The organism is Priestia megaterium (assembly GCF_041941685.1).
In the GTDB taxonomy this organism is placed as follows: Bacteria; Bacillota; Bacilli; order Bacillales; family Bacillaceae_H; genus Priestia; species Priestia megaterium_C.
In genome coordinates this window covers 160,001-180,867 of the sequence record NZ_CP130958.1, presented here as the reverse complement: position 1 = coordinate 180,867, position 20,867 = coordinate 160,001, and the positions used below count along the sequence as shown (strand labels likewise).

Sequence of the window (20,867 nt, the reverse complement as noted above, 5' to 3'; positions counted from 1 at the left end):
CTTAACTTAAAGTTTACTTTTAACCTTAAAATATTATACATGAATTATTTTTTATTTATACAACTTATGCGTTTCGTACTGTTTCCCAGATAATGTATCAAACTCAACTTCATGGTAATCTTGAAGGTCTTTTGCAGCTTTTTTAGATAGAGCTGCCGGATCATCCACTAGCTTTCCTTTTGAATCTATATACATATTTGAACGAAAAGCCGGCACTTCTGTTTTCATTTGATTCAACTGATCGTAGAACAGATTACTTTTGTAACCAAGAGATTGAGCAAGCGTCGGAGCAATATAAATAGGACTCATCGTACCGAGATTTTTATCTATTTTCGTATCGTAATTAGATAAAAATAAGAGCGGCGTCTCATAAAATTTTTGAGATGTTTGCTGCGTTTTCTCGTTTCCAAAACCCGTTTCTTTGTAAGCTTGAAGGTTTTGTCCAAGTGCTGGCAAATGATCTCCCCAAAATACTACAATGGTCGGCTCGTCCAGCTTTTGAATTTCATCGTTCAATCGTTTTAAAGCAGCATCTGAACGTTTAATTCCTTCAGCATAAATTTCAATTTCCTTTTGCATTTCCGGTGATAACCCTTTACCGGTTACTTTAATGGTTTCCTGACCATTATACTTATCCGCTGAATAAGGAAGATGATTTGCAATCGTTACAGCATGCACAAATGCAGGCTTTTTCGACTGACGAAGCGTATCGAGTACTTCATCAACTACCGCTTCATCGGAAACAAATTCTTTGTTATCTTTTTGCGTATGCTTCATTTGATCAATAAACTTCACTTGATCAAATCCCAAATTTGGATACACATTTTGCCTCATATAAAGCATACCGCTGTTTGGATGCATAGCTGTTGTAGCATAGCCTTGTTTTTTTAAATAAGAAACAAAAGACGGATATTCTTTTTTACTCAATACATGCTGATAAGGAAGGCCTCCAGGGTTAAAGAAAGACAAAGAGTAGCTCGTCAGCGCTTCAAATTCCACATTAGCTGTCTCCCCGCCAAATGAAGGACTTAAAGACCACCCAGAAGGATATTTCTTTTGAAGTTCTCTTGTATTTTTCATTGGATCTTCAGAGAACGTCACGTTAAGCTTTGTTGGGTCCCAAAACGTTTCGTTCATCACAAACACGACGTTTGGTTTGACTTCAGCCTTGCTTTCTTGTGTTTTCTCTTCCTTTGACTGAATGCGCTTTGCCACTTTGGCCATCACTTCCTGTGAGTAGTCATCCGGCTCTTGCAGCACATCTGTTTTAACATTTGAAATCATGCCAATAACAGGTCCATTATAGTAATAATTATTTTGCTGATTCCAAGGCATCAGCGCAGCATATTGATCATAATATTTTTGAGCAAACGAGTGTTCAAAGAATAAAAATGATTTCATTAAAAAGATGAGCGGCAGAATCATAATAATTCGAAGAAACCATCGAATTTTAATTTTGGGCAAGAAAAACCAAAGAGCGATCAGTACGACAATAGATCCAATAACTCCTATTACAATAGGAATTGAAATCGAATCTTTAATCATCGGAATAACTTCTTTTAACTGACTTGCCTGAATAAAATCGTTCGGGAACAATGGTTCATTTCGAAAGATTTTTTTATAATAGTTTACAAGAGCTAAAATAAAATACAGAACAAAGGTAATCCCAGCCCCTAAATAAGCTTCCCCTACTAGCATAATGATCGCTAGTGTTAACAGCGACAATAAAAATACTGTAAAAAGATAGCGTTCGGGATATGCTTGCATCCACTCTATTGTTTTGCCTGGATTATGTATATCAATATGATATATAACAAAAACCATAGCAGAAACGGCTGCTACCGCAATTGAAAACACAATTGCCGTAAAAATGGCATACCACTGCGAACCTTGTATTCTCTCTATCTGATTAAATCGAAGTAGCAAATAGAAAGTGAGCGCCCATAAGACAAGTGAGCATCCCCCTATTAATACTACGAACCCAGCTGTATGGATTTGGGCCCAGTCAAACAACATTTTTTTGTCATTTGATACATTAAACATAACAACACTGTATAAAAAAACGCTAAGCAGGCCATACGCTGCCAGCATTGGCAAAGAACGATACACATGTTTAAACATAACCTTAAGCCTCCTATTTACAATATCTTAACACTTTTAATATGATTTTAACATTCCTATCTCTCTCGCTTTCACGCCTAATTTCCCCATGATTATACCACTAACATTTCCCCAGAAATTTCACACGAAAAAAAGCCCGCTTTTCTTATGAAAAGACGGGTCTCTTAGCCGTTTTATACGTATGTAAAAATTGCTGTTATGAACGCTCTTTCACTGCTTCTGCTTTTAGCAGATCACGAATTTCTGTTAAGATCTCTTCTTCTTTTGACAGAACAGCCACTTCTTCCTCTACTTTCTCTTCTTCTTTTCTCTTAAAACGATTAAAGAAACGAACAAATAAGAAAATCGAGAATGCGACAATTAAGAAATCAACAATTGTTTGAATAAAAGATCCATATAATACCGTAGCATCTCCAACCGTGAAGGATAAATCTTTAAAGTCTATCCCTGCTAACAACAAACCAATCAGCGGCATAATAATATCATTTACAAGAGACGTTACAATTTTCCCAAATGCCGCTCCAATAATCACACCGACAGCTAAATCCAATACATTTCCTCGCAAAGCAAACTCTTTAAATTCTTTAAGCATCTGTTTCTTCCACCTCCTGCCCTTCATTTCAAACTTTTATGATAATACATCCTAAATTAAACATACAAGGTGCATTTTCACTTTTCTCTTTTTCATGAGATATGTACCAGACCTTTAGTTGTATTTCTGCCCAGATTTTCACTTTATATTCGCTTATAAATAAAATGCACTTTCAGTTTTCATTCAGGAAAGATTCATATTCAGTCCATTTTCCTTTTATACACTAATAGCATGTAATTCATCAAATATGTAAACGAACAATAGAGGAGATGGCTAGAACGTGAGAAAAATTATACTGCGAGCAGCTGCTTTATGCCTCGCAGCTATTATCAGCATTTCTTATACAGCAAGTGCGGCGAATGCAAGTGAAAACGCAGCAAGTGGAGATTTAATTATTATTAATAAAAAAACAAATCAGCTTGCTTATTTTCATAATGGAAAGTTAGAAAAGACGTATTCAGTAGCTACGGGAAAAACATGGAGCGATACGCCGGTAGGCTTTTTCAAGATTGTTAACAAAATTAAAAATCGCCCTTACTATACAGGGCATATTGCAGGAGGCGCTTCTAATAATCCTCTTGGCTCTCGCTGGCTAGGGCTTAATGCAAACGGCACAACCGGCGACACATACGCTATTCACGGCAATAACTCAGAAGATAGCATCGGCAAATATGTAAGCCACGGCTGCGTACGAATGCATAATGCGGATGTCGAAGAATTATTTGATAAAGTGGCATTAGGAACATCTGTAACTATTACCTATTCATCAAAAACCTTCGAAGAGCTGGCAAAGGTATACAGCTACGGGCAGCCATGAAAGAATAAAAGCTTATCCAAGAAATCTGGATAAGCTTTTATTCTTCTCTATTCCCATACATGAGCTCCGTACTGTGTGAATATAGCTCAATAATATTCCCAAACGGATCTTCGCAATAAATTAAGTAATAAGGTTTTCCAGGTCTTGTATTCCATACTTGGCTGCGCTTTTTACCGCCTGATTGTTCAATTTTATCCGCTAATTTTTCCACGTCATCGGCTATTAAACACATGTGAAAATAACTTTGATACTGCTCATCGCTGTCTTTTAATACAAGCGGCATTTGCGGCTTATTAAATTCAAACAGTTCAATACCTACCTGGTTGTCAGCTGTCATGTGAGCATTTTTCATTTTTTTGATATGAGACCCCAGTAAATCTTGAGTCATATTTTCAGCTTGTTCTCCCTCCGCATTAAACGTATAGGGACCAGCAATCAGCTTAAAACCTAAAACTTTTTCATACCACTGCACGGCTTCTTCTACATCAGGCACGGCTAACCCAACGTGTGTAATAGCTATCATTTTATCATCCTCCTATACACAAACATTCCCTTTCTGCTAAAAGAAAAACAGCCGATTTAAAATGGACTGTTTACACGCACTAAATTCATTCACGACTTTAAAGCATTATATTGAGCAATGATTTCTTTTGTTAAATCATCACTCGTCTCTAACCCACTAACCTCTTTTAACACGTACTCAATACCATACTCATGAATATTCGCTTGAAGCTTCATAGCCTCTTTATCTTCTTGCGGGTCAAATAAAAGCGCAGCGGCGATAGCCTTTGCCAAGTAGGTGTAAGAAAGGCCCGCTTTTTTTGCTTCTAGCGCTGGACGAATCAAGCGATCCTGAGGTCCAAGCTTGCGAATTGGCGCTCTTCCTACCCTTTTAACTGAATCATTTAAATGAGGATTTTTAAAGCGTTCAATGATTTTAGTAATATAGGCTTCGTGTTCCTCTCTATCTAAGTCATATCTTTTAATTAGATAGTTTCCTGTTTCTTGTAGCGTTTGCTGGACTTGTTCGTAAATATCTGAATCTCTTAACGTTTGATCAATCGTTTCTTTTCCTTTTAAATAACCAAAATATGCAATTACCGCGTGTCCCGTATTCACTGTAAATAACTTTCTTTCAATAAAAGGAGCAAGGTCAGGCACAATGGTCATTCCTTCTACAAAAGGAATATCTTCAGGTGCCTCTACTACCCATTCATAATAGGATTCTACTAAAACATCAAGCGAACCTTGGTTATGCTGAATAGGGACGATACGATCTACAGCTGAATTAAAGAAAAAGACCTTATTTATCATATGAGCTTTTGTATCTTCATCCAGCGCGTCAAAAATATAGCCTTTTAATAAATCTGTCGCAGAGATTTGATTTTCACATGCAATCACATATACATTTTCGTCGCTTGTTTTTACACGTTCAGCCAAACCTTTAGCAATTAAAGGAGCAATTCGGGGCAGAACGTTCGGTCCAATGGCCGTCGTAATGTACGTTGCTTCTTTAATCGCTTTAATGACCGCTTGTTCTTGTGTCAGATTATTTAAACCAGATACGTTTTGAACAGCTAATGTCTCCGGGTGCTCTGCAGCTGTCACTACGTTATACCCTTTATCTGCGTTTAACTGATTAATAACCTTCTCAGCAATATCTACGAATGTGACGTGATAGTTGCTTTGAGAAAACAATGCCCCAATGAATCCTCGACCAATATTGCCTGCTCCAAAATGAACTGCTTGCTTCACAAAAATCATTCCTTTATCAAATTATTTCGAAGGTACTCATGAAACGTATCCTCTAGCTTTTTGCGAATTATCTCTTCGTTCGAAGACGAAAAAATCATCATTGCTTCATGGTCTTCAATTAAACTGGTACTAATTAAACTTAAGATTTCTTGCTGTGCTTCACTTAACTCTTCAGGTGCGAGCATTAATAGAAGGTTACGCGCCTGCATGTTTGTTCCGTCCATGCCTTTAACTGTGCAAGGCTGTTCTAAATGTGAAACTTGAAAAATCAGCTCTTTCACGTGATGTTCACGGCAATGGAACAGTGCCATACTCGTTTGCGGAATGCCTAAACCGCCTTTGTTTTCTCGTTCCTTAAGCTGATGAATAACGCAGTTGGCATTGGTTATCAAACGTTCTTTTTCAGCAGCTTTTACTACGTGCGAAATCACTTGATCGTGACTCACTGCATCCGAAAATCGATACATTCTAAGGTTTTGAAGAATTGATTCGATACTTCCATGCACATCTTTAATTTGTTTCATCGTTTCCTCAAAAGACGGTTTTTCTGTAGAAACGGTCTTATTTTTATATTGGAACGAACGATAGTCCTTATCCTTGGTTAACTTTTGAATGTTTTTCTGTAAAAAATTCTGGACGGATTGAATATCCTCTTCGGTTAAGAGTGGATTGACTAAAATGTAATCTACATTTAAAAAAGGCAGTCTTACTGTTGAAATCACTACGTCATACCCTTCAAGGGCGGCTTCTTTGATTTCTTTTACCGATTTAATGACAACTGAATTAATCTCCGGAATCTCTTTACGAATACGGCTAGCTAACATTTTCGAGGTGCCAATTCCAGTTGGACAGACAATCAGTGCCTGAATTTCCATGACTTCTTCTTTTAGCACTAGCGTTGAACCAAAATGCAAAACAAGATATGCTACTTCATCATCTGGAAAAACTAAATCCGGCAGCTCTTGATCGATACTGTTTCTCACAGCCATAAATAAAACAGGGTACTTTTTCTTAATCTCTTCTGTTAATGGATTAAAAAGCTCCATTTTTTGCTTAAGACGAAAAATTGCCGGTTCCATATGAGCAAGCAGCCCTTGGTAAAGGGAAAAATCACCGGTTAAGTCGGTGTTAAGCTGAACAGAAACATGAGCAATCATATTCTTAATAATCTGCCCAACCACTACGCTGTCGTAATATACGTCTCTAGTAGTTTGGAACTTTGCTGCACGCAGCCGCACTGCTAAGAAATGAATATCTTTTTCTGTAAAAGAAAGAGAAAATACCCGTTCAATTTCGCGGCAAATATCCTTCATTAAGAACATTTCACTCGCCAGTTCTTCCGTTTGGCGGCCGTCGTCTTCTAGATACATTTGCTTTTTCGTTCGCTGTATCATAATGCAAATATGAACAATGAGCCCTATATAATCGCTGTCGGCCAGCTTAGAATGATGCTGATTAATCGCTTGATGTACAATTCGGTCTACTTCTGCTAAATAATCCGGATAAAAATAATGCAAAATCGTTTCATCCGTATGCTGCTGATTTTCTGCTAAAAACAAGCACTCAATTAACTCTTCATTAAAGTAAACAAGAAAATAATTAGCTAATGCTTTTCGTTTATTGGCTTCAGTAGCTTGAACCTCTACTCCCACCCCTCTCTTTCGATGAAGGAAAACGTCAAATGTTGTTAACCACTCTGTTAATTCATCTAAATAAGCAGTTAGTGTAGTAATACTTACTTCTAAGTCTTTAGCCAGCGTTTGTAATTTAAATGAATCTCCTTCTTCTAGAAGAAGAATTAAAAGAATTAATTTTCTTTCCTGTGGAGACTGATCCGTCGCTTTAATCTTCATCAGCTCTTGGATAAGACGAAAAATTTGTTCATTTTTACCTTCAATCATTAGTCCTTCATCTTGTGTACGAATCAGCTTCAAATCAAATTTTTCAAGTATTGATTCAATTGCCTTCAAATCTCGGTGAACGGTTCTTACACTTACATTCAAAAAAGTAGCAAGTGTAAGGGCTGTATGCTTTCCTGCCGTTTTAATAATTAACTCAATGATTGATTTTTCTCTTGAAGTAATAAACAAGAACATCAACTCTTTTCTTATTTATAAACAAAGGATAAAAAGGCATCTTCATGCCTTTCTATCCCGTTAGTTACGTTGAATAATAGCCATTAATTCTTTAGCTGATTTGGCATGAACCATCTTTTCAATATTGTCCATATCGGAACATGTAATCGCGATACCAGATAAAATTTCTAAATGGGTGCCGTCTTTTCCAGCAATTCCAAAAATCAAACGAACCTTCTCACCATCAAAATCAACGCCTTCTGGCACTTGAATCACTGTAAAACCCGATCTTAAAACGTTCTTTTTCGCTTCTTCCGTACCGTGCGGAATCGCCACGTCATTTCCCATATAAGTAGAAGTCATATTGTCGCGCTCAATCATCGCTTCAACGTAGTTTTCTTCTACATATCCGCCTTTTACTAACACGCTTCCTGCAAATCGAATTGCTTCTTCCTTAGAAGAAAAGTGCTGATTCAAGAAAACATTTTCTTCTTTTAATAAACCATCATTACTATCTGTATTATTTTCTGCAGATACTCTCTTTTCTTCTTCCGCTTTAGAAGTAGTATGATCATTTTTTAGTTGATCAATTAGTTTGTCATATTCTGGACTAGATAGAAAGTTATCAACCGAGATATGATACGCATCTGGAACTTTGTTTTGAGCTCTTGGCGTTAGTTCTTCCTGTGTAATAACGATTTGAGCATCACTTGGAATATTACTGATCGCTGTATTCGTTACCGAAATATTTAAATCTGCTTGTTTAACTTTCTTGCGAAGAAGAGAGGCGCCCATCGCACTTGATCCCATACCTGCGTCACAGGCAAAAACAATTTGCTGAACGCTTGCTGGTACTTCACCTTGCTGTTTTGTAAAGCTTCCTGCTACAGAACTCTTCTTGCCCTTCATCTCTTGCATTTTGCGAGCTGCTTCGTCCAAATCTTCTGTTTGCTTGCCTGTTTTTAAAATTAACGAACCTACAATAAACGATACGATGGCTGCAACGAGAACACCTGAGATATTTGCAACATAGCTGCCTGCATTACCTGGTGTAGCAGCTAAAATAGCCAAAATACTTCCTGGTGAAGCAACCGCTTGTAAGCCTCCGCCTAAAAGAACAAATGTAAATACGCCGCTCATTCCTCCTAAAATAGCCGCAATGATTAGAAGCGGACGCATTAAAACGTAAGGGAAGTAAATTTCGTGAATTCCGCCAATAAAATGAATGATGGCCGCTCCCGGCGCTGACTGTTTTGCTGTTCCTTTTCCAAAGAAGCAATACGCTAACAGAATTCCTAACCCCGGACCAGGGTTTGTTTCTAATAACAATAGAATGGACTGTCCATTTGTTCGAATTTGTTCTGCTCCGATCGGAGATAAGATACCGTGATTAATAGCATTGTTTAAGAATAAAATTTTAGCTGGTTCAATTAGAATACTTGTAAGTGGAAGAAGGCCATGTGCAACCATCCAATCTACACCCACTACAAGCGCACCTGTAAATCCGTCCACGGCTGGACTAACTCCTAAAAAGGCTAGAATTGCTAGAATTCCTCCAAGAATACCTGCTGAGAAATTATTAATTAACATCTCAAATCCTGTTTTGACTTTACCTTCAATAAACTGATCAAACTTCTTGATGATATAACCGCCAAGCGGTCCCATAATCATAGCGCCCAGAAACATCGGAATATCAGACCCAACGATGACGCCCATGGTCGCGATAGCACCTACAATGCCTCCGCGCTGATCGTGTACAAGCTTTCCTCCTGTGTAGCCGATTAGCAGCGGAAGCAAATACTTGACCATTGGATCCACTAGTTTGGCAAGGCTTTCATTTGGAAAAAAGCCTGTGGGAATAAATAAAGCAGTAATAAGTCCCCATGCAATAAATGCTCCGATATTTGGCATAACCATTGAACTTAGAAAGTTCCCAAACTTTTGTACAGCTACTTTTATATTAGATTGAGCCATTTGCTCTCTTCCTTTCTCTACGTGATGATACTTTAATCGTAAGAGATTAAACGCTTTCATTCAATGAATAGGAAAACTAACTTTGTCGTACCACGGACAGACAAAGCTTTTAATTACATAAAAAAGCAGCTGAACTGTAAGAGTTCAGCTGCTTTCTAACTTAATATTTATCTAATTCACTTACAGGAGATTGAATAATAACCGGATTTTTCTCTGGATTTAACCATTTTAAAATAGAGACAACTTGTTCTTTAGAAGTAGCCGTACATCCTGCAGTATAATTTGTTCCTACATGGAAGAAGATTGCACTTCCCTTTCCTGGCGTTCTAGATTCATTATAATTAATGACAAACCCATAGTCGTAAGCCGGGATGTCCATGTTCTCAGCGCTCGTCCAGCGGCCATTAGCCGGCTTTTGCTGCCACGTATTATATAGAGAGCTTTTTGAATCGTCTACCCACACATCATTTGCTGTAATCTTTCGATATGGAAGCTTAGTTCCAGGATTTGCATAGCGTCCGAATGCTGTACCAATTGTATATTTCCCTGTCGGAGATTCCATATCTCCTTCTTTTTTCGATAAAGCGAATCCTTTTTGTCCAAGTACACCGTTCGCGATTAAAACTTGCTTCCATTTCCCATCAGCTTTTTCAAACGTTTGAATTTTAGCAGACTTCGTATCGTAGTTATCTGCTGTAACCAAGATGACTTGCTGAGCATTACCTAACGTTTTAAATGAATCAACTACGAGCTTTGGCGATGTGGTAGCTGAAACCTGTACATAATCACTGCTTACATAGCCTGTGCGGCCGTTGTAATTAATTTTGTACCAGCTTCCGCTTTTGCTCACCACAGACAGCTTCTGGCCTTTTGTCACACTTCCTATGGATGCATAGTTAGTGCCCGCTCCGCTTCTTACATTCAGCGTGCTTGCCGTTACTGTGTACGTTGTGCTTTCTGCTGGCGGCGTTGTTGTTCCTGATGCTTGTACATAATCGCTGCTTACGTAGCCCGTGCGGCCGTTATAGTTAATTTTGTACCAGCTTCCGCTTTTGCTCATTACAGATAACGTTTGACCTTTCGCTACGCTGCCGATAATCCCGTAAGTCGTTCCCGCTCCGCTTCTCACATTTAACTTGCTTGCCGTTACTTTATATGTAACTGTCGCTGCATATGCCTTTCCTTGATTTCCCCCAATTGAGCCAAACCCAGGCGTTACAGCCGTTGCAAGTGTAGCTGTTAATGCCATCCCCACCATTAATTTTTTCAACTGCTTTCCCTCCATTTATCTCTTATAAAATTCTACTATTTTCTATTCTTAATTCATTATCTTACCATATTCCAAACGAAGGGAAAGGGTCAATAGATGCTTTTCACACGGCCTATAAAAAGAGACAGACCTCTTTGATAGGTCTGCCTCTTTCACTATTATCCTAAATCAACGTTATGATATACTTGCTGCACATCTTCTAAGTCCTCTAATGCATCAATCATTTTTTCAAACTGAGCTTGTGCATCTTCAGGAAGAGTTACATCATTTTGAGCAAGCATCGTTTGCTCAGCTACTGTAAATTCCGTAATACCAGCATCGTTGAACGCTTTTTGTACCGCATGGAATTGATCTGGATCAGCATAAACAATTACAGAATCTTCTTCTTCTAAAATGTCACGCACGTCTACATCTGCTTCCATTAACAGTTCTAGCGTCTCTTCTTCATCCTTACCTTCTACACCAATAACAGCTGTTGGATCAAACATGTACGCTACTGATCCGCTTACTCCCATATTACCGCCGTTTTTACCAAAGGCAGCACGCACGTCTGAAGCTGTTCTGTTTACGTTATTCGTAAGAGCATCTACGATAACCATTGATCCATTTGGTCCAAAACCTTCGTAACGAAGATTATCGTAATTTTCTTCTGATCCGCCTTTTGCTTTTTCAATTGCACGGTCAATAATTGCTTTTGGCACATTGTATGTTTTCGCGCGTTCTAATACAACTTTTAACGCTTGGTTTGATTCTGGATCTGGCTCGCCTTGTTTCGCAGCCACATAAATCTCACGGCCAAACTTGGCATATATACGACTTGTATTAGCATCTTTTGACGCTTTCTTTTCTTTAATATTGTTCCACTTACGGCCCATATTGTTTCACTCTCTTTCAAAATTGAATCTAATAAAATAAATAGGCAATGATATATCCGTTTTTATTATACATCAATTCCCTCTTATCTTTCGAGTTTAATACTTAAAAAAGAAAAGCAATCTTTTGGTATATTTCGTTAACTAAATAAATGAGAAAACCATTTGAGAACAGGCTGAATGATTTTGATATATACTTTTTTAAACGGTTTATATATACATGTCACCCAAAACCAGCGTAAAGGGTAATAGATTATATGAATTCCAATCCACTTAAATCCCTTCCAGAAACAGAAAAAGATACGCTGACACAATGAAAGCACAGGAAGAATAATTTCATTGTAAAAAGGCAGCACAAGATATTTCCATAACAGATAACAGGGGTAGCAAATTAGATACAAAATAGGGTATACGGCATATCTCCATATAAATCTAGTTATAGGCAAAAAACACCGTTTCCAAACAAAGAGAATAAAAGGATATATTATCTCATTCCATAGCCAAGAAATAGGGTAGACGAACAGAAAACGTATGATATATATCCAAATGAAATAAATGACGGGTTGAATAATTCTTTTCCCTATCCACATGAGGGGCTGAGCGATGAAATATATCCATACTTTACAAAAGACTTGAAATACAAAATAAAAGGGAAAATACAAGACAAAAAAGATGCCTCGCAACACGTACTTTATACTTTGAGCCAATCCACTAATGCTTTCCACATCCTTTTTAATAGCTGAGGTTCGTTCCTTTACCTATTTCATTATATAAAATAAATGGAGCAAGCAAATATATTTTTTAGCTCAATGAAACTTCTAGCATAAACGGTGTTTGTTCTCTTTCTCAGACATACAAAAACACCCTTCTATAGTAGAAGGGTGTCTAGAACCTTATTATTCTACAGTAACTGATTTAGCTAAGTTACGTGGTTTATCTACATCGCAATCGCGGTGCAATGCAGCATAGTAAGAGATTAATTGTAAAGGAATAACCACTGCTAGCGGTGAAAGTGTTTCGTGAACTTTCGGAATCACGTAGCGATCTTCTTCTGTTTCTAATCCTTTCATTGAAATGATACACGGATTAGCTCCACGTGCTACTACTTCTTTTACGTTACCGCGGATGCTTAAATTTACATGCTCTTGTGTTGCTAATGCAATAATTGGCGTATTGTTTTCAATTAAAGCGATTGTCCCGTGCTTAAGCTCTCCTCCAGCAAATCCTTCTGCTTGGATGTAAGAGATTTCTTTTAGTTTTAACGCACCTTCTAAACCTACATAATAATCAACAGAACGTCCAATAAAGAATGCGTTGCGAGTTGTTGCTAAGAATTGAAGAGCAATACTTTCCATTTCTTCTTTATCGTCGCAAAGTACTTCCATTGTGTTTGCTACGATTGCTAACTCTTGAACTAAATCAAATTCTAATTCAATGCCGCGTGTTTTTGCTGTTACAGCCGCTAGAATTGATAGCACTGCTAATTGAGCTGTATAAGCTTTTGTTGATGCTACAGCAATTTCCGGACCTGCATGAAGTAATAACGTATAATCAGATTCACGAGATAATGTTGATCCCGGAACGTTTGTGATTGTTAACGCTTTGTAACCTAATTCTTTAATTTGAACTAATACTGCACGGCTGTCAGCTGTTTCTCCACTTTGAGAGATAAAGATAAACAATGGCTTTTCAGATAAAAGCGGCATATTATAAGAGAATTCACTTGCTACGTGCACTTCTACTGGAACCTTCGCCCACGTTTCAATGAATTGTTTACCTACTAGGCCTGCATGATAGCTTGTTCCACATGCTACGATATAGATGCGGTCTGCTTCATCCATTGCTCCTAAAATGTCTGCATCAATGTGCAGTTCATTGTTCTCATTTTGATACTCTTGAATGATTTTACGAACAACTAAAGGCTGCTCATCAATTTCTTTTAACATATAGTGAGGGTACGTACCTTTTTCAATATCACTTGCATCAAGCTCTGCTGTATAAGGTGCTCTTTCTACCACTTCACCATCAAGCGTTTTAATTGTTACGCCTTCTTTTGTAACAATTACTGTTTCTTTATCCATTAATTCTACGTACTGATCTGTTACTTGAAGCATTGCCATAGCATCGCTCGCTACAACGTTAAATCCTTCGCCAACACCTACAAGAAGCGGGCTTTTGTTTTTAGCTACGTAGATTGTATTTTTATCTTCGTTATCAACAAGAGCTAGTGCATAAGAACCGTGAAGCAAGCTCACTGTCTTACGGAACGCTTCTTCTACATCTAAGCCTTCTGCTGCGATTTTTTCAATTAACTGAACGATTACTTCTGTATCCGTTTCGCTTTTGAACGTTACATTTTGTAAATATTCACGTTTTAAAATAGCGTAGTTTTCAATTACACCGTTATGCACAAGTGTGAAGCGTCCAGATGTACTTTGATGCGGATGAGCATTTTCTTGGCTTGGTACACCATGAGTTGCCCAACGCGTATGACCGATACCTGCTGGTGCTACAACACTGTTATCTACTGCCTGACGCAATTCTGCAATACGGCCTTTTTCTTTGAATACGTGTACGCCTTCATTGTTAACAACTGCAATACCTGCTGAGTCATAGCCACGATATTCTAACTTTTCAAGACCACGTAATAAAATTTCTTTCGAATCTTCTGTTCCAATATATCCTACAATTCCGCACATAGATAAAATCCTCCTTCATGTATGAAAAGAGAGTCTCTTTTCATCATCAATGATTATCATCTCAATGCTTTTGTCCAATAAGTCACCTCATTGTTTTTCACATCAAGTTTTCGGCCGTGATAATCAACAACCGGGAGGCATCCGCCGATACTTCGATAAACCTCCTCCTCGTCAACTAAGTCGTTTCCGTCCCTTTACTTAGTTCAGGCGCTTTGTATTCACTTTTAAACTAGATTGTTCACTCCTTTACATAAATTAAGAGACGAACAGATTTAATATTACAATAAGAAGTGAGAAAACGTCAATTATCTTCTTTACTATCTGTAAAAACAGCCTTTAGCATCAGATAATTTCCAAGAATTTTTCTCAACAATATAAAAATATGCATAAACGGCTTGAAACGTCACCGCTTATGCATATAATTAATGAATTACTCTAAGCCCATTTCTTCTTTTACTACTTCTACGATACGCGTTACATAAGTTTCACATTCTTCTTGTGTTTGTGCTTCAACCATTACACGTACTAACGGCTCTGTTCCTGAAGGGCGTACAAGTACTCGGCCATTACCGTTCATTTCTTTTTCCACTTCTTCAATAACCACTTTTACCTTCTCGTTATCTGTAACATGATGCTTATCTGTTACTTTAACATTTACAAGAAGCTGAGGATATTTCTTCATTTCAGCTGCTAATTCTGATAAAGGCTTTTTCGTTGCTTGCATAATGTTTACAAGCTGAATAGCTGAAAGCATACCGTCACCTGTTGTGTTGTAATCTAAGAAAATAATATGACCTGACTGTTCTCCACCTAGGTTATATTGATTAGCTTTCATTTCTTCTACTACATAACGGTCGCCTACACCAGTTTGTGCACTTTCAATCCCGCTAGCTTCTAGTGCTTTATAGAAGCCTAAGTTACTCATAACGGTAGAAACAAGCGTATTTTTCTTTAAACGTCCTTGTTCATACAAGTATTTTGCACAGATGAACATGATTTGATCACCGTCTACAATCTCGCCTTTTTCATCGATTGCAATTAAACGATCTCCGTCTCCATCAAATGCTAACCCAACATCCGCTCCTTTTTCTTTTAAGAAGGCACTTAATGCTTCCGGATGTGTAGATCCTACACCGTCATTGATGTTTAATCCGTTGGGAGATGCTCCCATTGTAGAGATATCTGCATCTAGATCTGCAAATAAATGTGCTGCTAAAGATGACGTTGCCCCGTGCGCACAGTCTAATGCCACATGAATACCTGAGAAGTCTTCATCAACCGTTTGTTTTAAGTATTGAAGATATTTTTGTCCACCTTCGAAGTAGTCATTTACCTGACCTAAGTCTCCCCCAACAGGTCTTGGTAATTGATCTGTGTCACTATCCATTAACGCTTCAATTTCATTCTCTTGGGCATCTGAAAGTTTAAATCCATCTGGACCAAAGAATTTAATTCCGTTATCTTGAACTGGGTTATGCGAAGCAGAGATCATGACTCCTGCTTGTGCGCCAAGTGCTTTTGTTAAATACGCTACCCCTGGAGTTGAAATAACGCCTAGTCGCATAACTTCTGCTCCAATTGAAAGCAACCCTGCAACAAGCGCTCCTTCTAACATATGACCAGAAACGCGTGTATCGCGTCCGATTAATACTTTTGGTCGCTCTGAATCTTTTGTTAGAACGTAACCACCTAAGCGTCCAATTTTAAAAGCAAGCTCAGGAGTTAATTCACTATTAGCAACTCCTCGTACTCCGTCTGTTCCAAAATACTTACCCATTAATTTTCTCTCCTTCATGTCAAAACATTTAGTTTCCTGATGTATTATCTGTCTGTCCATCTACGGGTGTAGAATTTTCATCACTTTGATTACTACTGTCGTCACCAGTTTCTGTACTATCTGTTGGTGTATCTGTATTGTCTTCAGGTGTATCAGTCTCTTCGTGTGGTTTATCAGCTGAATCAGCTGAATCAGCTGAATCACCTGAATCACCTGAATTTCCCGTCCCAGGATTTGTTCCTGATCCAGTTCCCGTGTCTGGCTTTGTTTCTTTATCGCTCGTGCTTCCACTTGTTTCTTTATCTGTTTGCTCATCATTTGTCCCTGATTTTTTTTTCGCTGTTACACGAACTTTTGCCTGTTTAGTCGATAGAGTTGATGTAACGGAGTCGGGACTATTTATTATAATAGGAACCGTGTGCTCCCCGGCAGATAAATTCCCTACATTCGCTGACAAGCTAATGCCGCTTTTCGTCAACTTATCTAAATCAGATTTTGGTCCTTTTACATCCGCATCTACTGAAGTAGGAGAAAGCATTTCATACGTGTACTTTGAGGATTGACCAGTTAAAGAAACCGGTAAATTCTTAAATGACTTAGTCTCAGCTGCACTTGCGTCTGTTTCTTCTGCGTCTTTCTCATCACCTTGTTTGTCTACTTCCACATGAACGGTAATTTGTTTAGGACTTACACTATCTATTCCGTCTGGAACAGGGACGTTCACCTTAATATCTTTAGATTTCGTAATACCGGTAACATCGACTGGAATATTATCAATTTTGTCAATTTTTTCTAAATAATCAGATGGACCGATAATTTTCACTGTATCTGTTTTAGGCTCTAGCTTCGTAATGTTGACACCGTCGCCTGGCGTGCCTTCTTGAATCACATCGATCGGCACTTTTTTACTAATATTTCTCACTGGGATTGTTACATTGACCGTTTCTGGTTGAACTGTTACATTCAATTTATTTAAATTCTTATCTAGTGCGACAACAGTTGCTTGTTTCGTCACTGTTTTTGAAGCATTATCTAAATCAATAATAGCTTTCACATAAGCAACTTGATCCAATTGGCTTGATGCGCCCGTTACCGTGACGGCTCTTGGACTAACGGTTGCTTCCCCTGCTTCATATCCATTCTTGACCTTGTTTTTATCATAGCTTGCCTCTACTGAAAACTGTTTTGAATCGCGTTCTTCAATTGTTACGTTTACAATATCAGGCTTAACCACTACGTTTAAATTATCAGAGATATTTCGATACTGAACCTTGACTCTATGCTGCCCTAAGCTTAAATTATCAAGGTCAATATAAGCTTGATAATCTTTTTGTAACTTTGTTTGAGCCAAAATATTTTTAGGACCTTCCAGCGTCATAATAACCGTATCCGGAACACCTCTTACAATTCTGTTCTTCTCATTATAGGATACTTGAACCGGAACATCTGTTAATGTTTCTACTCCAGTGTTGGCAGAACTGCTTCGGTTCAGAATCTTATTTGATGAACTGGCACCATCATCTAAATTAACAGATAAATATAACATGAAGGCTAACAGCAACGCGATAATTTTCATAACCCACGATCGATTCATCAATTTATCCATTCTTCTTCAACCTCCATTGCCAACGAGTGGAAGAAGTTGCTTTAGAAGTTGTGACTAATTCTTTTTCTAGCATTTCTCTCAATGTATCAATTGTCAATTCACGATACAATTCACCATTTTTGGTAACGGAAATGCCTCCAGTTTCTTCGGATACAATAACAGTCACACTATCTGTTACTTCACTTATTCCTACAGCAGCACGATGGCGAGTACCTAATTCTTTTGAAATAAAAGGACTTTCAGATAAAGGTAAGTAACATGCTGCAGCGGCTACTTGATCCCGCTGTAAAATAACCGCTCCATCATGAAGTGGTGTATTTGGTATAAATAAGTTGATTAATAATTCAGAAGAAATATTAGAGTTGAGCGGTATACCTGTTTCAATATAATCACCCATACCCGTCTCTCTTTCGATTGAGATCAATGCACCTATGCGTCTTTTAGCCATATAATGCGTTGCTTTTATAATCGCCTCAATCGTAACGGTACGTTCATCTTCTTCAGGCAAATTACTGCGTGAAAACAAACGTCCTCTCCCAAGCTGTTCAAGCGCTCGGCGCAGCTCTGGCTGGAAGATAATAATGATAGCTAAAAACCCATACGTTAACGCTTGGTCCATTAACCATTGCAGCGTATTTAGTCCAAGGAAGTTACTTATAAAGCGGACAACTAAAATCACCGTGATTCCTTTTAAAAGCTGTACTGCTTTTGTACCTCTTATGACCATAATTAATTTATATATGACGAACCATACCAGGAGAACATCAACAATTTTTCCTAAATATGAGAGGATTGGCAGGTCTCCAATAGGCATCTTCTCACTTCCTCTATATATGTAATAAAGATAACATAACCGTTTTATTATACCATAAAACAAAATTACACTGTAAATTACATCTTATTTTTAAATCCTTGTTCCTATATAATGTAGCCTTCTTTTTATATAAATAAAACCGTCCACTGTTCCTCTCTAACAAGATAAGCGGACGGTTTTATGTTTCAACTATTAAAAGTCAACAGCTTGTTTGGCATGAGTTTTGACGTTATACCATAACCAGTCAAAAATCTTGTCTAACTCTTCAATATTGCCTGTCACTTCTCCTGCAGAAGCTAGATACTTATCACCATGTATAACAGTAACGTTTCCATCTACTTTTCCTTCAATTTTAATATCGCCATTTCTCACAGTAATATCACCTTTGACGGTCTCACCTTTTGGTACAACGACTGTTTTATCGTGAATGACCAAGTTCGGCTGCTTTGAAACAGAAAAGTCTTCATCCGTTTCCCAAGCTGAAAACACGGTGCCGGACATTAACAGCACAAATACAGCAGCTGCACTAAGAATCGGGTGGTTTGTAAACCATCTATTCATTCGAATTCGATTCTTCTCACGTGGTAACCCAGCCATGACACCTGCTGTAAAGTTCATAGGTAATTCTATATGAGAAGTGCTTTGCACAAATGCAATGGTTCTTTTTAACTGATGCATATGCTGCTGACAACCTTTGCATTGATGCAAATGCTCTTTTAATAACAGTTCATTTTCTTTTGTAATATCTCCATCTAAATGCTCATGAATGAGATTTACATACATTTTTGGACATTTCATTCTTAGTTCACTCCTTACAAGTGGCGAAGTCGATTTCTTAAAGCTTCACGTCCTCTGTGAATTCTAGTCTTTACCGTACCAAGAGGCAGGTCTAAAATATCGCTGATTTCTTTTAACGACAGCTCATCTATATATTTTAGGACAATGACAGTTCGATATTTCTCAGGTAGCTTTAATATTTCCGACTGAATGAATTCTTGCAATTCTACTTGCTCTAGTTCTTCCTCTGGTAAGGCCTGATCGGCAACTATTTGAGAGTACATATTTAACCCGTCGGTCCCGGCTACTTCTGCATCTAAATAATAGTCTGGCTTTTTTTTACGAATTCGATCAATACAAAGATTTGTAGCAATTCGATATAACCAGGTAGAAAACTTTTTACTCGTGTCATAGCTATGAATATTTACATAGGCTCGAATAAACGCTTCTTGGGCAGCGTCTTGCGCTTCTTCCCGGTTTCCTAACATTCGATAACATAGATGAAAAAGTTTATCCTTGTGATATTCTACTATGTCAGCAAATGCATCCTGGTCACCTTTTTTTACTTTTTTTATTTTTCTTTTTAATAATAAATCCATGTAACGGTTACCTCCGCCCATTGCGGGATAGTATATATACGTGTACTTTATCATAAAGTTTCACTTATGCTTAATTATTTTAACAAAAATTTGTCAAATACGTTTAAAAAGATCGTACGTAGGTTATGTAATTATTATAGATGAAAAGAAGAGGAGTGGAAAGCTTGACTCATACAAAAGAGAACCTTTTGAATCAAATTGAAGAATGCAGAAATAACATGGTCACTCTTGCAGCAGAAAACCCTTTATCATCACTAACAGTAGTGAGAGTAAGTTCAGAGCTAGATGGTTTATTAAATGAATATGAAAAGTTTTTCTCTATATAAAGAAGCTCTCGAATCCGAACTAAGAGCTTCTTTTTTTATCTTCATATATATTTCATGTACCTTTTGGTAGGCACTAATGTTTTATACTAATTTCTCTCCTAAAAGTGAGCCCATTAATGCAACAGCTACGGTAGCTGTTTTATTCCGTTCATCTAAAATAGGATTCACTTCCACAAACTCAGCAGAAGTGATTAGCTGAGATTCTGCTAACATCTCCATAGCTAAATGACTTTCTCTGTAGCTTATTCCACCGATAACTGGCGTTCCTACTCCAGGTGCATCATGTGGATCCAATCCATCTAAATCGAGTGATAGATGAACGCCATCTGTTTTATCACGCAAATATAAAATTGTTTCTTCCATTACTTTTGTCATACCCATTCGATCTATCTCATGCATCGTATACACTTTAATCCCTTTTTCCTTTATTAACTCTTTTTCTCCTTCATCTAAAGAACGTGCTCCGATAATCACAATATTTTCAGGCTTGACTTTAGGTGTATAACCACCAATTCGAGTCAATGCGTCGTCTCCTATACCTATACTTGCCGCCAATGGCATACCGTGAATATTTCCTGAAGGAGACGTATCTGCTGTATTCAAATCTCCGTGTGCATCATACCAAATCACGCCCAAGTTTTTATAATGACGACTTACTCCTGCTAGTGTTCCGATAGCGATGCTGTGATCTCCCCCTAGCACTAAAGGAAACCTTTTATTTGTAATAACATCACTTACGGTCTGAGCAAGCCTCTCGCTAGCATCTGCTACAGCTTTTAAATTCTTTAAGCTT

General features: G+C 37.8%; 17 protein-coding genes (1 of these 17 cut by a window edge). 2 read left to right on the top strand and 15 right to left on the bottom strand.

Annotation, left to right across the window (positions count from 1 at the left end; translation table 11 throughout):
- Positions 1–51 precede the first annotated feature (51 nt).
- Together Q5794_RS01030 and mscL are read right to left on the bottom strand one after the other, a co-directional pair.
- A complete protein-coding gene (locus Q5794_RS01030) occupies positions 52–2,121 on the bottom strand; it encodes an LTA synthase family protein (RefSeq protein ID WP_374988591.1) in 2,070 nt (689 codons plus the stop codon).
- Between the two features lie 196 nt (positions 2,122–2,317).
- Positions 2,318–2,713 carry a large conductance mechanosensitive channel protein MscL gene (gene mscL / locus Q5794_RS01025; RefSeq protein ID WP_192998209.1) on the bottom strand — a complete coding sequence of 132 codons (396 nt, stop codon included), beginning with the start codon at positions 2,711–2,713 and terminating at the stop codon, positions 2,318–2,320.
- Positions 2,714–2,993: 280 nt separating this feature from the next.
- Here mscL and Q5794_RS01020 point away from each other — a divergent pair, with 280 nt between their 5' ends.
- Positions 2,994–3,530: a L,D-transpeptidase gene (locus Q5794_RS01020; RefSeq protein WP_214988966.1), complete on the top strand. Its 537-nt coding sequence runs from the start codon at positions 2,994–2,996 to the stop codon at positions 3,528–3,530.
- Between the two features lie 37 nt (positions 3,531–3,567).
- Here Q5794_RS01020 and Q5794_RS01015 read toward each other — a convergent pair whose 3' ends face one another.
- The 12 genes from Q5794_RS01015 to sigW all read right to left on the bottom strand — a co-directional run bounded on the left by Q5794_RS01015 (position 3,568) and on the right by sigW (position 19,748).
- Positions 3,568–4,053: a VOC family protein gene (locus tag Q5794_RS01015; protein ID WP_214988967.1), complete on the bottom strand. Its 486-nt coding sequence runs from the start codon at positions 4,051–4,053 to the stop codon at positions 3,568–3,570.
- Positions 4,054–4,142: 89 nt separating this feature from the next.
- A complete protein-coding gene (locus Q5794_RS01010; protein ID WP_214988968.1) occupies positions 4,143–5,285 on the bottom strand; it encodes a mannitol-1-phosphate 5-dehydrogenase in 1,143 nt (380 codons plus the stop codon).
- 5 nt (positions 5,286–5,290) lie between these two features.
- Positions 5,291–7,381, bottom strand: a complete 2,091-nt coding sequence (locus Q5794_RS01005; RefSeq protein ID WP_374988590.1) for a BglG family transcription antiterminator — start codon at positions 7,379–7,381, stop codon at positions 5,291–5,293.
- A gap of 60 nt (positions 7,382–7,441) precedes the next feature.
- Positions 7,442–9,334, bottom strand: a complete 1,893-nt coding sequence (locus Q5794_RS01000; protein ID WP_374988589.1) for a PTS mannitol transporter subunit IICBA — start codon at positions 9,332–9,334, stop codon at positions 7,442–7,444.
- 160 nt (positions 9,335–9,494) lie between these two features.
- Complete coding sequence (locus Q5794_RS00995) at positions 9,495–10,604, bottom strand: SH3 domain-containing protein (RefSeq protein WP_374988588.1); 1,110 nt, start codon at positions 10,602–10,604, stop codon at positions 9,495–9,497.
- Positions 10,605–10,762: 158 nt separating this feature from the next.
- The gene (locus tag Q5794_RS00990; protein WP_013054976.1) at positions 10,763–11,479 is read right to left on the bottom strand and encodes a YebC/PmpR family DNA-binding transcriptional regulator; all 717 of its coding nucleotides are present in this window, start codon (positions 11,477–11,479) and stop codon (positions 10,763–10,765) included.
- A gap of 893 nt (positions 11,480–12,372) precedes the next feature.
- Positions 12,373–14,175, bottom strand: coding sequence for a glutamine--fructose-6-phosphate transaminase (isomerizing) (glmS, locus tag Q5794_RS00985; RefSeq protein WP_192998215.1), 1,803 nt, complete (start codon positions 14,173–14,175; stop codon positions 12,373–12,375).
- A 430-nt stretch (positions 14,176–14,605) separates the two neighbouring features.
- Positions 14,606–15,952: a phosphoglucosamine mutase gene (gene glmM, locus Q5794_RS00980; RefSeq protein ID WP_013054973.1), complete on the bottom strand. Its 1,347-nt coding sequence runs from the start codon at positions 15,950–15,952 to the stop codon at positions 14,606–14,608.
- 28 nt (positions 15,953–15,980) lie between these two features.
- Positions 15,981–17,558 carry a YbbR-like domain-containing protein gene (locus tag Q5794_RS00975; protein ID WP_374988587.1) on the bottom strand — a complete coding sequence of 526 codons (1,578 nt, stop codon included), beginning with the start codon at positions 17,556–17,558 and terminating at the stop codon, positions 15,981–15,983.
- Positions 17,551–18,372, bottom strand: coding sequence for a diadenylate cyclase CdaA (cdaA, locus tag Q5794_RS00970; RefSeq protein WP_013054971.1), 822 nt, complete (start codon positions 18,370–18,372; stop codon positions 17,551–17,553). Before cdaA ends, Q5794_RS00975 begins: the two co-directional genes overlap by 8 nt.
- Before the next feature lie 192 nt (positions 18,373–18,564).
- Positions 18,565–19,170, bottom strand: coding sequence for an anti-sigma factor (locus tag Q5794_RS00965; RefSeq protein WP_214988953.1), 606 nt, complete (start codon positions 19,168–19,170; stop codon positions 18,565–18,567).
- A gap of 14 nt (positions 19,171–19,184) precedes the next feature.
- Positions 19,185–19,748 (bottom strand): RNA polymerase sigma factor SigW, encoded by a 564-nt coding sequence (gene sigW / locus Q5794_RS00960; protein ID WP_374988586.1) that lies wholly within the window; start codon positions 19,746–19,748, stop codon positions 19,185–19,187.
- Between the two features lie 164 nt (positions 19,749–19,912).
- Between sigW and Q5794_RS00955 the strand changes: the two genes are divergently transcribed.
- Positions 19,913–20,074: an aspartyl-phosphate phosphatase Spo0E family protein gene (locus Q5794_RS00955; RefSeq protein WP_013054968.1), complete on the top strand. Its 162-nt coding sequence runs from the start codon at positions 19,913–19,915 to the stop codon at positions 20,072–20,074.
- 81 nt (positions 20,075–20,155) lie between these two features.
- Here the strand turns inward: Q5794_RS00955 and rocF are convergent, their stop codons facing one another.
- Positions 20,156–20,867 carry the 3' portion of an arginase gene (rocF, locus tag Q5794_RS00950; protein ID WP_214988954.1) on the bottom strand. Its footprint extends 188 nt past the window's final position, so the window shows 712 of its 900 coding nt (coding positions 189–900); its start codon lies off the right edge, out of view; its stop codon occupies positions 20,156–20,158.

What these genes read in the sequence shown, in the direction of transcription:
- Q5794_RS01000 (WP_374988589.1), bottom strand. Translation starts at nt 9,334, where the DNA reads ATGGCTCAATCTAATATAAAAGTAGCTGTACAAAAGTTTGGGAACTTT.
- Q5794_RS01005 (WP_374988590.1), bottom strand. Translation starts at nt 7,381, where the DNA reads ATGTTCTTGTTTATTACTTCAAGAGAAAAATCAATCATTGAGTTAATT.
- Q5794_RS00990 (WP_013054976.1), bottom strand. Translation starts at nt 11,479, where the DNA reads ATGGGCCGTAAGTGGAACAATATTAAAGAAAAGAAAGCGTCAAAAGAT.
- Q5794_RS01015 (WP_214988967.1), bottom strand. Translation starts at nt 4,053, where the DNA reads ATGATAGCTATTACACACGTTGGGTTAGCCGTGCCTGATGTAGAAGAA.
- glmS (WP_192998215.1), bottom strand. Translation starts at nt 14,175, where the DNA reads ATGTGCGGAATTGTAGGATATATTGGAACAGAAGATTCGAAAGAAATT.
- mscL (WP_192998209.1), bottom strand. Translation starts at nt 2,713, where the DNA reads ATGCTTAAAGAATTTAAAGAGTTTGCTTTGCGAGGAAATGTATTGGAT.
- glmM (WP_013054973.1), bottom strand. Translation starts at nt 15,952, where the DNA reads ATGGGTAAGTATTTTGGAACAGACGGAGTACGAGGAGTTGCTAATAGT.
- Q5794_RS01030 (WP_374988591.1), bottom strand. Translation starts at nt 2,121, where the DNA reads ATGTTTAAACATGTGTATCGTTCTTTGCCAATGCTGGCAGCGTATGGC.
- cdaA (WP_013054971.1), bottom strand. Translation starts at nt 18,372, where the DNA reads ATGCCTATTGGAGACCTGCCAATCCTCTCATATTTAGGAAAAATTGTT.
- Q5794_RS00965 (WP_214988953.1), bottom strand. Translation starts at nt 19,170, where the DNA reads ATGAAATGTCCAAAAATGTATGTAAATCTCATTCATGAGCATTTAGAT.
- sigW (WP_374988586.1), bottom strand. Translation starts at nt 19,748, where the DNA reads ATGGATTTATTATTAAAAAGAAAAATAAAAAAAGTAAAAAAAGGTGAC.
- Q5794_RS00975 (WP_374988587.1), bottom strand. Translation starts at nt 17,558, where the DNA reads ATGGATAAATTGATGAATCGATCGTGGGTTATGAAAATTATCGCGTTG.